This window comes from Mesorhizobium sp. WSM2561 (genome assembly GCF_000513915.1).
Taxonomy (GTDB): Bacteria; Pseudomonadota; Alphaproteobacteria; order Rhizobiales; family Rhizobiaceae; genus Mesorhizobium; species Mesorhizobium muleiense.
Window position 1 is genome coordinate 49,682 of the sequence record NZ_AZUX01000029.1, and the last position, 12,058, is coordinate 61,739.

The following is a 12,058-nucleotide window of genomic DNA, read 5'->3' on the forward strand; positions in this document are numbered from 1 at the left end:
GATCCAACAAAGATGCTAGATAGCAGGCTGGAGGCAGAAAATGGCATCATCCAGCGAAAGCAATACAAGGCCCATCCGGCTGGCCGACATCGCCAAGGCCGCAGGGGTTTCGCACGGCACCGCCTCCAACGTCTTCAGCCGTCCCGAGATCGTGCGCGAGGAAGTCCGCGAACGGGTCAAGGCGGCGGCCGAGGCGCTGGGCTATGCCGGTCCCGACCCCAAGGGTCGGCTGCTGCGCGCCGGCAAGGTCAACGCGATCGGCGTCGCCACGACCGAGCCGCTGTCCTATTTCTTCGACGATCCCTTTGCCCGCGCGATGATGGCCGGCATTTCCGAGGCCTGTGACGCCACCGGCGCGGGAATAGCGCTGGTATCGGCCGGCAACCAGGAAAAACTTGCCTGGAACATCCAGAGCGCGCTGGTCGACGGCTTCATCCTGTTCTGCATCGAGGGCGGCTCACGGCTTGTCGAACTGACGCGCGAACGGAAACTCCCCTTTGTCGCGCTTGAGCTCGGCTTCGACGACGACACTGTTTCGGCAATCGGCGTCGACAATGTCGCCGGCGCCCGCCTGGCGGCGCAGCATCTCGCCGAGCTTGGCCATCGGCGCTTTGCCGTGCTGGCGCTGCCCTTCGCCGACGGCAGCACCGGCCTTGTCTCGCCGGAGAAGGTCTGGACGGCCCTTTACACCGGCACGCGCGATCGCCTCGTCGGCTATTTCGAGGCGTTTTCCCGGTACGGCGTCGATACCGCCGGGATACCGGTATACGAGACCGAAAACGACGAAGCCAGCACAAGGGCCGGCCTCGAAACGATCTTCGCCTCGGCAGAGCCGCCGACCGCCATCCTGGCGATGTCGGACCGGATTGCCATGGTCGCGATCGAATGGTTGGCCGCGCATGGCATTGCGGTTCCCGGCGACGTCTCCGTGGTCGGCTTCGACGGCGTGCCCGACGCCGCACTTTGCGATCCTCCGCTGACCACGGTCGCGCAGCCAATCGCCGAGATCGGTCGCCGGGCGGCACGAACGATCCTCGATTTCGACGGCACGGTGCGGCGCGAGACGCTTGGCGTCGAGCTTGTCGTCAGGGCATCTTCGGGGCCGCCGCCCAAGACAGCCTCAGCCCGGACGTCTAATTAATACGGGCGCGGTTTGCTGCGCCTCGCCAGTGTTCTTGCCCCGCAGGGAGCGCGAGGTGACCCCCGCGTGTACAAGCCTCGGTCGGGGCCCGGACCTTTGGGCTCGTCACCCACTGCCGCGCCACCGTAGCGCGACCGATCCGGTACCACTGCCTCCCCGCCCTTTTTGTCCCGATGCGGAATCTGTAGTCAAGCGTCGGTTGCGCATGGGGCCAGGCTCACTTTACCAGCCATACGGCTTCCACTCCTTCATAGTAAACCGCGACATTCGGCACCGATGTCGCACCATAGTCGGCGTTGAGGGTGAGGCTGGCATTCGACTTGATCCACACCTTCCGGGCGATGACGTTTGTGAAGGCCGAATTTGCAGCGATGGTGGAGTTGCTGTCAGTGGAAAAAATGCCGCGTGACAGGTACATGGAACCCGTCTCCCTGGTGATGCTGTTGCTATCGAAATAATGGAGGCGCTCGACCGGCGCGCTGCGGTCCTCGAAGAAAAGAATTCCAGCCAGGGCACCGGTCGAAGGCGCGGTGAAATCGATTCTCGTATTGCTGGTGAAATGCAGCGTCGCGTTGTTTCCAGTCAGGTAGAAACCGACGCCGTCGCCTTGGACCTTCGCGTTGGAGTCGACAAAGAACTTCCCGTCCTTGACGAAGTAAATACCAGGGCGGAACGTGACAACGGAGTTGTTGAGGATGGATATTCCTCCACAGTAGACGCCAGGATCAATTGTGACCGTCTTATTATCGTATACCTTGTTGCTGAAGTCGCAGTTTGGAGCGACGGGTGCCGGAACAGTCGCCAGCGGATCGGCAAGGACGGGACATCCGACCTCGGGCGCGGCGAATAGTGCGAAGCGCCGCCGGCTGCGCTGCCGACGACGCAGACCGACCGCCGGGAGGGAGGGTGGACCGACCGCGACTACGCCAAGTGATTCCACTCGGCTGCAAAAATCTCTAGGGGTCGCTAGTTGCCATGCCGCCCACGCCGAAGGACGCATGGATCGGCGGCGCCTGGCTGCGGACCGGCTTGCTGTTGCCGCCAATAGAAGACAGCCATTCGAGATAATAGGCGAGCGCGAACTGCATGGCGATGCCGGCGGCGATCAGCAGGCTGTCATAGGCAAATCCGCCCGGGTTGATCAGCTTCATCACCTGCGCCGCCATGGCGATCAGCGTGCCGGCGATGAAAACCGGCAGCGATCGCTTGCCCAATATGGCGAGCGGATGATCGCGGCTGGTGCGGAACAGGTTGGAGACAGAAGGAAACGCCACGATCAGATAGCTCACCGCCAGGATGTGCAGCAGCCTCGGCAGCGACAGGAAGGTCTTGTCGAAGCCGGTCAGCACCACCGGCAGGTTCAGCCACGACACGTGCCCCCATAGCGGGCTGTGCACCCAGACCAACGCCGTCGCGACATAGGCCGCCGACGCGCCGACCAGCCAGCGATTGACCGGAATGACGCCGCCGCGCCTGATGTGCAGCATGCTCGCCAGGCCGATGTTGAAGAGGAACTGCCACGACAGCGGATTGAGGAACCAGAAGCCGGGCTCAGGGTAATTCGGCGGGGCGATCTGGTAGATCCCGGCAACCAGCCACAGAGTTCCGGACAGGGCGAGCGCCGTGAAAGGCCGGTAACTGATGAACAGCAGGAAGGTTGGCGCCATCAGCAGCAGCACCGCATAGACCGGCAGGATATTGTTGTAGCCAAGCTGATGGCCAAGCGTGACGATGCCGATCAGCACATGTTGCGGGTCCCTGATCAATGGCTCGATGTTGATCAGCGTCAGCATGTCCGGCCGCTTCGCGAACATCGCCGCCGCGCAGAAGATGGCCAGCACCGCCATTGTCGTGACGATGTGGGCGACATAGAGCACTCCGGCGCGGCGCCACAATTTCAGTGTCGCCAGGAGCCGGTCTCCGGACTGGAATTTTGCGCCGTAGGCGAGCGCGACGGACATGCCGGAGATCAGCACGAAGGCCTCGGCGGCATCCGAAAAGCCGAAATTCTTGTAGGTCAGGGTTTCGAAAACCGTGCCCGGGACATGGTCGACGAATATGATCAGCAGAGCGAGAGCGCGGAACACATCAATGCGCGTATCGCGTTCCGCGGCACGCGTGCCGCGCTCCGGGATACGCGTGCCGCGACCCGGTGAAATTGGCATGGTCATTGATAAAAGGCCTCAAAGCTGGTTGTTCATGCCGCGATCGATGCGACCGCCGGACGCACCGCTTCGATTCCTCCCGCAGGAGCATATCGGCAAACAAACGGACTGAACTGCGCCCGGTTCAATCAACTTTGAAGGAGCCCGAAAATATTCCGTTTTGAAGCCGGCAAATGAATAAAAACCACACGAAATCAAAAGGATGCAATATGGCCGAAAAACCTCCGGAAGACGGCTTTTTGCGGCGCGACCTGCCGTTTTTCTACCGCCTTTACCGGCCCGTGGATGCGAGTGGCGAATGCCTTTTCCTGCTGCACGGGTCCGGCGTCGACGAGACTACGCTGGTGGCGCTGGCGCGGCAAATCGCACTGCGCGCCGTGCTGGTGGCGGTGCGCGGCCGTATCGCCCAGGAGGACGGTTTCCGCTGGTTCGCGCGGATCACGCCGACGCGCTTCGGACAGGAGAGCATCCGCACCGAGGCGGACGCTTTCGCCGGCTTCATCACCGCGGCCGCGAAGCGCCACGGTCTCGATCTCGCCCGGACGAGTTTCCTCGGCTATTCAAACGGCGCCAATCTGGTTTCGAGCATGATGCTGCTGCATTCCGGCCGCATCGAACGGGCAGCGTTGCTGCGCCCGATGCCGGTGCTCGACGACGTGCCCCCGGCCGATCTGTCCAAAGCGCGCGTGCTGATCATCGCCGGCGCAGATGACCTGACCTACGCGCCCTTCGCCCCGGCGTTGGTCGCATTGCTCGAATCGCATGGCGCCGCGGTCGAGGCCCACACCATCGCCTCCGGCCATGAAATCGGCGACCGGGATGCTGAAATCGTCGGGCAGTGGCTGGCAGGCCCGGCAGCCGCGATCGCGCAGGCGAATTGATGAGCCCGTCGCCCTATGCCCGCCCCATCCGGTTCCAGGCATCCAGCCCGGCGATCTTGTAGGCTTCGGCCAGCGTCGGATAGTTGAAGGTGTTGTTGACGAAAAAATCGACGGTGCCACCGAGATTGATCACCGCCTGGCCGATGTGGATCAGCTCGGTTGCGCCCTCGCCGACGATATGCGCGCCGAGCAGCCGGCGCGTTTCGATCGAGAACAGAAGCTTCAGGAAGCCGGTGTTGACGCCCATAATATGGCCGCGCGAGGTTTCGCGGAAGCGCGCCACGCCGACCTCATAGGCGCCGTCGCGCTCGCGCACCTGCTCCTCGGACTGGCCGACGGTCGAGATTTCCGGCACGGCGTAGATGCCGTAGGGAAAGGTTTCCGGCGGCGGCGGCAACGGCACGCCGAAGGCGTGGCAGGCGGCCACCCTGCCCTGTTCCATCGAGGTCGAGGCGAGGCTCGGAAAGCCGATGACGTCGCCGGCGGCATAGATGTTCGGCGCGCTGGTCCGGAAGCTCTGCGGGTCGACCTTGATGCGGCCCCGCGCGTCGGCTTCGATGCCGACCACATCGAGGCCGAGCGCGCCGACATTGCCGGTGCGCCCCGCCGCATAAAGCACCATCTCCGAGCGTATGCTGCGGCCGTCGGCAAGCGTCACCTCGGCATAGTCTGGTTTCGAGGCGATCTCCTTGATCGCACTGCCGAGCCGGATCGTCATGCCGCGGTCGCGCATCTGATGGATGAAATCGTCGACGATCTCGCGGTCGACGAAATCGAGGATGCTGTCGCGCGGCTCGACCAGCGTCACCGGCACGTCGAGCGCCGAAAAGATCGTCGCGTATTCGACGCCGATGACGCCGGCGCCGATCACCGTCAGCGTCCGCGGCAGGCGCTCGAGTTCCAGCATCTCGTCGCTGTCGAAGACACGGATCATGTCGAAGGGCACGTCGCGCGGCCGGTGCGGGCGGGTGCCGACCGCGATCAGCGCATGCGCAAAACCGACTCGCTGTAGTCGCCGGTATCCGTCGTCAGGCTGGCTCTGTTGGGACCGAGAAACTTGACTGTGGCGCGCGCGCTCTTGACCGTGTTGCGCATGAACTGGTGCTGCAGCACCTCGACCTCGTGATCGAGCGTCTTGTGCAGCCGTTCGATCAGATCACCGACCGATATATCCTGCTTAACCCGGTAGCCGCGCCCGTAGAAGCCGCGCTCGCGCCAGCCCGAGAGGTTGAGCACGGTTTCCCGCAAGGTCTTCGACGGAATGGTGCCGGTATGCACGGACACGCCGCCAAGGCGCCGGCCCCTGTCGGCCACCAGCACGGATTTACCGAGCTTGGCCGACTGCACCGCGCGCGGCGCCCTGAGGGCCCGCTGCCGATGACCAGCATGTCGTAGTCCATATTGGCCCTGTCCCTCGCCCCTTGGGCGCATTTGCCGTATTTGTTGCGCTGCAGCAAACTAACGTCATCCGTGCTGCAAATTCAACCGATCCAGTCTACATTCGGCGTTGCCTCCGGTAGCAGGGCCGAAAAAAGGCTCGATCTTGATTCCGCCGCAGGACTTCACCATTTCAACACCAGGCGGTCCGCACCCTATGCCGGGCCTGATTGCGAGGAAATGACATGAACGCGCGCGTTCTCGACGGCGAAATCGGCAGGCTCGATGATGTCAGGGCCTATGATGGCGTGCGCACGCGGCGTGTCCTCGCCTTCATCATCGATTATTGCATCGTCGCGCTGCTCACCATTCCGTTCGCGATCCTGGTGTTCTTCCTCGGGATTTTGACGCTTGGCCTTGGCTGGATGCTGTTTTCCATCCTCGTGCCGGCCGTCGCCATCCTTTACATCTGGAACACGCTCGGCAGCGCCGACCAGGCCACGACGGGCATGAAGATGATGGGGATCCGGCTCGACCGTCTGGACGGCACCCGCATCGACGGGCTGACGGCAGTGTTGCATTCGGTGCTGTTCTGGGCCGGCAACGTCATCCTGACGCCGCTGGTCCTTCTGGTGTCGCTGTTTGCCGACCGCAAGCGCACGCTGCACGACCTGCTGCTCGGCACGGTGGTCAGCCGCAGTGACTGCTGAAACAGCTTTTCACCAGTCCCAGCGAGCATTTATGTGCAAAGTGAAGGCGTCCGGCAGCCACGCTTTCACAATCCTGTTGAATTTTTCGCCGTGCGCGCCAAAGGTATGATGATTCGCAGGAGTGTTTCCAAGGGTCGATGACGCAGCATCCAACCCAGTCGCCGCAGTTCTTCCTGACCGCGCCGTCGCCATGCCCGTATCTTGAGGGCCAGTTCGAGCGCAAGGTGTTCACGCATCTGGTCGGCGACAAGGCATCGGAGATGAACGACCTGTTGACGCAAGGCGGCTTCCGGCGATCGCAGAACATCGCCTACCGGCCGGCCTGCGAGACCTGCCGCGCCTGCGTTTCAGTGCGCATCCTGGCGCAGGAATTCACTGCCAGCCGCAATATGAAGCGGGTGATACAGCACAATTCAGACCTCATCGGCGCGATGCACGACGCGCAACCGTCGACCGAGCAGTATTCGCTGTTCCGCAGCTATCTCGATGCCCGCCATCGCCGCGGCGGCATGTCCGACATGACGGTGCTCGACTACGCCATGATGGTCGAGGACACGCATGTCGACACCAAGGTCATCGAATACCGGCGCCGCGGCCCCGACAGCTTTATTACCGGCAAGGGCCAGGGCGAGCTGATCGCAGTCGCCCTCACCGACAAGATGGCCGATGGCCTGTCGATGGTCTATTCCTACTTCAACCCGGACTTCGAGGACCGCTCGCTCGGCACCTTCATGATCCTCGACCACATCGCTCGCGCCAGGGCGATGGGCTTGCCCCATGTCTATCTCGGCTACTGGGTCAACGGCTCGCGCAAGATGAACTATAAGATGCGCTTCATGCCGCAGGAGCATCTCGGCCCGAAAGGCTGGGAACGCTACGACCACGAAGCGGTTTCGCGCTGATCCGCTCTTTCGCCAACCATCCTTAAAACTGCTTCAAGGAGGATGCTTCTGGTTTTCGGCTGCTTGGCTGAAACGCCAGACGCTGGGCCAATTTTGCGCCTGCCTCCAAATTCATTGCGGGAACTGCCATGTCGTCCCACAACGATCATCAAAAAGGCCTTCTCATCACCGCCATCGGCGGGCTGACGCTGACCATCGACATTCCACTGATCCGGCTCGCCGACGGCGGCGCATGGACGATCCTCCTGCTGCGCACCGGCACCACCCTGGTCGCGGCGCTGATCATCTGGGCTGTGTGGCGCTCGCTGAGCCGTAACGCGCCCCAGCTCATCCCCGGCTGGTCAGGGCTCGTCGTCGCCCTGTGCTACGGCCTGACCTCGGTCACCTTCGTCATCAGTATCTATCACACCACGACCGCCAACCTGGTCTTCATCCTGGCCTTCAACACCGTGTTCGCGGCGCTGCTGTCCTGGCTGTTCCTGAAGGAGCGACCGCGACTGGTCACCGTGATGGCGATGCTGGCCATGATCGTCGGCGTCGCGATCATCGTCGGCGATTCGATCGGCACCGGGCACCTGTTCGGTGACCTCATGGCGCTGTGCTCGGCTTTCTTCATCGCGCTGGCCATCACCATCTCGCGCGCCAGCGGCAAGGACATGGGGTTCACTTCGCTGATCGGCGTGATCCTGCCCCTGGCCGTCGCGGTGTTCATGGTTTCGGGCGAAGGGTTTCAGGTAAACGCGCCATGGTGGATCATCTTTAACGGCGCCGTCATCATGCCGATCTCGTTCTTCTGCCTCGCCAACGGACCGAAATATATTTCGGGACCGGAAGTGGCGATGTTCTATCTGCTCGAAACCGTGCTGGCGCCGGTCTGGATGTGGATGATCTTTGCCGAGACGCCGTCGCGCAACAGCCTGCTCGGCGGCGCGATCCTGATCGTCACGCTGGTTGTCCATTCGCTATGGCAGCTGCATGAGGGGCGAAAACGCCGCGCCACCCTTGCAGTCCGTCACCCGGCCTGAGACTTCTTCTCGGCAACGATTTCGATCTGCGGCGGCGGCGCCCCTTCGAGTTCCGCCGGTGCTGCGGGGGCAAGCTCGTCGGCCAATTCCACCTCGCGCAGCCATTCGCGCCAGATCGCGACCAGCAACGCCATCAGCACCGGACCGATGAACAGGCCAAGAAAGCCCATCGTCTTGACGCCGCCGACCAGGCCGAAAAAGGTCGGCAGGAACGGCAGCTTTATCGGGCCGCCGACCAGCTTCGGGCGCAATGTCTTGTCGACGATGAACAGTTCGACGCTTCCCCAGATGAACAGCGCCAAACCGGCCATCGGCGAGCCGCTGGCGGCGAGATAGATCGAAACAAGCGTGAAGGACAGCGGCGCGCCGCCGGGGATCAGCGCCATGATGCCGGTCAGGGCGCCGAGCGTCACCGGCGACGGCACGCCGGCCAGCCAGTAGGCCACGCCGAGCACCACCCCCTCGCCGATGGCGATAATGGTCATGCCGGTCACCGTCGAGGAAATCGTCGCCGGCACGACGCGTGAAATCCGCTCCCACCTGGTCGGCAGGATGCGTTCGCCGAGACGGTCGACCTGCCCGGCGAAATGCTCGCCGTCGCGATAGGCAAAGAACAGCGCGATCATCATGAACAGCAGCGCCAGCAGAAGGCCGAAGGCGCTGCCGCCGGCGGCCAGCACGCCGCGGTAGATGCTGCCGATGTTGGCGCCGCTGATCAGCTGGATCAGTTCTCCGATGCCTCCGGGATGGCCGAGATTGCGCGTCCACTGCTCGTTCAGCCAGTCGCCGACCACAGGCAGCGTGGCGATCCAGTGCGGCGTCACCGCGCCATGGCGGTTGGTCTCGATCGCCCAGCCAACCCATTCGCGGACTTCGTTGCTGGCGTAGGCGCCGGCGAGCGCGATCGGCACCACCAGGAAGGCGAGGATGAACAGGATCGCCAATGTCGCGGCGACTGTGCGGTTGCCGCCGACGGCAGCAAGCAGCCGCCGATAGAGCGGCCAGCTGGCAAAGGCGATGACCAGAGCAGCCAGCACCGGGACCAAGAAACCATGAAAGAAATAGACACCGGCGGCGACGATCAGCACCAGCAGCCACCGCGCCGCCGACAGCGGCGGAATGACGGCGGATCTGACCGGCGTCGACAGGCCGAACAGGCGTTGCTGCCCTTCCGGTTTCCGAACCCTGGCTTCTTTCAAATGCCCATTTCTCCCAAACGCGTGTGTCCGCGCCTTATGTAGCGATGCTTATGCACCGACATAGTGCAGCAATCGTGACGACATTCCAAATGTTTGGATGGAGCTGCTAATCTCTCCCCTTGAGGGGGAGATGGCCGGCAGGCAAGAGGGGATCGGAACGTTCAGACGCGACCCCTTACCACGAACAGAGGAGGCTGGAGCTTCACGCGTTCCGACCCCCTCTGTCGCCTTCGGCGACATCTCCCCTCAAGGGGGGAGATTAGCAGCTACCCGAATTTCCCCGTCCTCGGGAATCCCTTCGGCACCATGCGTCCGGCCGAGGCTCGGGCGCCGATCCATTCGACCAGCTCTTCACGTGATTTGGTGAAGGTGCGGTCGGCAGAATCCTGCCAGGAGAGACCGCTTGCGAGCGTGAAGGTCTTGAGGTCGAGGACGCCGCCATCCTTGTATTTCTGCAGGCGAACGCCCTTGCCCCGCCCCATCTCCGGGATTTCGGCGAGCGGGAAGACCAGCATCTTGCGGTTCTCGCCGACGATGGCGAGATGGTCGCCGGTGACCGGCATGCAGCGCTGGGCCTCGTCGGGCGCCTTGACGTTCATCACCTGCTTGCCCTTGCGGGTGTTGGCGACGACTTCCTCTTCCGGCACGATGAAGCCGTTGCCGTCGTGCGACACCAGCAGCAGCTTGCGCTTGGGATCATGGACAAAGGCGGTGACGATGTCCTGGTCGTTGTCCATGTCGACGATGATGCGGATCGGTTCGCCATGGCCGCGCCCGCCCGGCAGCCGGTCGGCGCCGATCGTGTAGAACTTGCCGCCGGTGGTGAAGACCAGCACCTTATCGGTGGTCTGGGCGTGGAAGGCGAGCTTGAGGCTGTCGCCCTCCTTGAAGGTCAGCAACGAATGGTCGGTCAGATGACCTTTCATCGCCCTGAGCCAGCCCTTTTCCGAAACGACCACGGTGACCGGCTCGCGCTCGATCATGGCATGGGCGATGTCGGTCAGGTCATGTTCGGGTGCGTCGGCGAACTGGGTGCGGCGCTTGCCGAGCGCGGTTTCCGGTCCGAATTTCTCGCGGATGCTGGAGACCTCCCACTTGATCATCGACCACTGCCGGGCGTCGGACGCGAGCAGCGCCTCGATCTGCTTCTTCTCGGTGGTGAGACCGTCGAATTCCTTGCGGATCTCGAATTCCTCGAGCTTGCGCAGGGCACGCAGCCGCATGTTGAGGATGGCTTCGGCCTGGTTGTCGGTGAGCGACCAGCGCGCCATCATCACTTGCTTGGGCTCGTCCTCCTCGCGGATGATCCTGATCACCTCGTCGATGTTGAGATAGGCGATCAGATAGCCGGCGAGGATCTCCAGCCGCCTTTCGATCTCGCCGAGGCGATGCCTGGAGCGGCGGATCAGCACCTCGCGGCGGTGCTCCAGCCATTCCTTGAGCACGCCTTTCAGCGACAGCACGTTGGGTATCTTGCCGCGCGACAGGACGTTCATGTTGAGCGGAAAGCGGCTTTCGAGCTCGGTCAGCTTGAACAGCGATTCCATCAGGATGCCGGGATCGACCGAACGGCTCTTCGGCACCAGCACGACGCGGACGTCTTCGGCGCTCTCGTCGCGGATGTCCTCGAGCAGCGGCAATTTGCGCGCCATCAGCAGCTCGGCGATCTTTTCGATCAGCCGCGCCTTCTGGACGCCATAGGGGATTTCGGTGACGACGATGCTCCAGGTGCCCCTGCCCTGGTCCTCCTGGCTCCATTTCGCCCTGACGCGGAACCCACCGCGACCGGTCTCGTAGGCTTCGAGGATCGAAGCGCGGCTGTCGACGATGATGCCGCCGGTCGGGAAATCCGGACCTTGGACGAAATCCATCAACGTCGTCACCGGCGCATCGGGGTGCTCGATCAGATGCAGGGCAGCGTCGCAGAGCTCGGCGGCATTGTGCGGCGGGATCGAGGTCGCCATGCCGACGGCAATGCCGGACGAGCCGTTGGCGAGCAGGTTGGGGAAGGCGCCGGGCAGCACGACCGGCTCCTCGTCCTCCTCATTGTAGGTCGGCCGAAAGTCGACCGCATTCTCGGTGATGCCGGACAGCAGCTCGGTCGCCACATCGGTCATGCGCGCTTCGGTGTAGCGCATGGCAGCAGCGTTATCGCCGTCGATATTGCCGAAATTGCCCTGGCCGTCGACCAGGGGATAGCGCATCGAAAAATCCTGCGCCAGCCGCACCAGCGCGTCGTAGATCGACTGGTCGCCATGCGGATGGAACTTGCCCATCACCTCGCCGACGATGCGGGCGCATTTGGCGAAGCCCTGGTCGGGGTTGAGCCTGAGCAACCGCATGGCATGCATGATGCGGCGATGGACCGGCTTCAGCCCGTCGCGGACATCCGGCAGCGCCCGGTGCATGATGGTCGACAGCGCATAGGCGAGATAGCGCTCTTCCAGCGCTTTCTTCAGATCGATCGGCTCGATGTTGTCGCCACCGCCATCGCCAGGCGGCAAAAGCCTTTTTCCCATGGGCTGGGACTAGCCGAGCGGGTGATTCGCGGCAAGAGGCGCTTGAGTGGGGCAGCCTATCCGCAACACGAACTGGACGCACTGCTGCGCCGACCAACATCAATCGGTTACATCACAGCTCTATGGCAATGGATGGATT

At 63.1% G+C, this 12,058-nt stretch carries 9 protein-coding genes and 1 pseudogene; 5 read left to right on the forward strand and 5 right to left on the reverse strand.

Going from position 1 to position 12,058, the window contains the following annotated elements:
* Positions 1–40 precede the first annotated feature (40 nt).
* Positions 41–1,141, forward strand: coding sequence for a LacI family DNA-binding transcriptional regulator (locus M727_RS0123195; RefSeq protein ID WP_027154649.1), 1,101 nt, complete (start codon positions 41–43; stop codon positions 1,139–1,141).
* A gap of 217 nt (positions 1,142–1,358) precedes the next feature.
* On the opposite strand, the gene M727_RS0123200 is transcribed toward M727_RS0123195, so the two are convergent.
* Both M727_RS0123200 and M727_RS0123205 read right to left on the reverse strand, forming a co-directional pair.
* The gene (locus M727_RS0123200; RefSeq protein WP_027154650.1) at positions 1,359–2,081 is read right to left on the reverse strand and encodes a hypothetical protein; all 723 of its coding nucleotides are present in this window, start codon (positions 2,079–2,081) and stop codon (positions 1,359–1,361) included.
* A 16-nt stretch (positions 2,082–2,097) separates the two neighbouring features.
* Positions 2,098–3,312, reverse strand: a complete 1,215-nt coding sequence (locus M727_RS0123205) for an OpgC family protein (RefSeq protein ID WP_027154651.1) — start codon at positions 3,310–3,312, stop codon at positions 2,098–2,100.
* A gap of 203 nt (positions 3,313–3,515) precedes the next feature.
* On the opposite strand from M727_RS0123205, the gene M727_RS0123210 reads away from it, so the two are divergent.
* Complete coding sequence (locus M727_RS0123210) at positions 3,516–4,187, forward strand: alpha/beta hydrolase (RefSeq protein WP_027154652.1); 672 nt, start codon at positions 3,516–3,518, stop codon at positions 4,185–4,187.
* A 13-nt stretch (positions 4,188–4,200) separates the two neighbouring features.
* Here the strand turns inward: M727_RS0123210 and sthA are convergent.
* Positions 4,201–5,587, reverse strand: a pseudogene (sthA, locus tag M727_RS37125) (Si-specific NAD(P)(+) transhydrogenase).
* Positions 5,588–5,809: 222 nt separating this feature from the next.
* Here sthA and M727_RS0123220 point away from each other — a divergent pair.
* The 3 genes from M727_RS0123220 (at position 5,810) to M727_RS0123230 (ending at position 8,201) form a co-directional block, all read left to right on the forward strand.
* On the forward strand, positions 5,810–6,274 hold the full coding sequence (locus tag M727_RS0123220; protein WP_027154653.1) for an RDD family protein: 465 nt from the start codon (positions 5,810–5,812) through the stop codon (positions 6,272–6,274).
* 137 nt (positions 6,275–6,411) lie between these two features.
* Positions 6,412–7,176, forward strand: coding sequence for an arginyltransferase (locus tag M727_RS0123225; RefSeq protein WP_027154654.1), 765 nt, complete (start codon positions 6,412–6,414; stop codon positions 7,174–7,176).
* 128 nt (positions 7,177–7,304) lie between these two features.
* Complete coding sequence (locus M727_RS0123230; protein WP_027154655.1) at positions 7,305–8,201, forward strand: DMT family transporter; 897 nt, start codon at positions 7,305–7,307, stop codon at positions 8,199–8,201.
* Here M727_RS0123230 and M727_RS0123235 read toward each other — a convergent pair.
* Both M727_RS0123235 and parC read right to left on the reverse strand, forming a co-directional pair.
* A complete protein-coding gene (locus M727_RS0123235; protein WP_027154656.1) occupies positions 8,189–9,400 on the reverse strand; it encodes an AI-2E family transporter in 1,212 nt (403 codons plus the stop codon). The two genes, M727_RS0123230 and M727_RS0123235, sit on opposite strands and share 13 nt — an antisense overlap.
* 266 nt (positions 9,401–9,666) lie before the next feature.
* On the reverse strand, positions 9,667–11,919 hold the full coding sequence (gene parC / locus M727_RS0123240; RefSeq protein ID WP_027154657.1) for a DNA topoisomerase IV subunit A: 2,253 nt from the start codon (positions 11,917–11,919) through the stop codon (positions 9,667–9,669).
* Positions 11,920–12,058: the final 139 nt, after the last annotated feature.

Coding starts and splice junctions, on each gene's coding strand:
- M727_RS0123195 (WP_027154649.1), top strand. CDS start 41: ATGGCATCATCCAGCGAAAGCAATACAAGGCCCATCCGGCTGGCCGAC.
- M727_RS0123205 (WP_027154651.1), bottom strand. CDS start 3,312: ATGACCATGCCAATTTCACCGGGTCGCGGCACGCGTATCCCGGAGCGC.
- M727_RS0123210 (WP_027154652.1), top strand. CDS start 3,516: ATGGCCGAAAAACCTCCGGAAGACGGCTTTTTGCGGCGCGACCTGCCG.
- M727_RS0123220 (WP_027154653.1), top strand. CDS start 5,810: ATGAACGCGCGCGTTCTCGACGGCGAAATCGGCAGGCTCGATGATGTC.
- M727_RS0123225 (WP_027154654.1), top strand. CDS start 6,412: ATGACGCAGCATCCAACCCAGTCGCCGCAGTTCTTCCTGACCGCGCCG.
- M727_RS0123230 (WP_027154655.1), top strand. CDS start 7,305: ATGTCGTCCCACAACGATCATCAAAAAGGCCTTCTCATCACCGCCATC.
- parC (WP_027154657.1), bottom strand. CDS start 11,919: ATGGGAAAAAGGCTTTTGCCGCCTGGCGATGGCGGTGGCGACAACATC.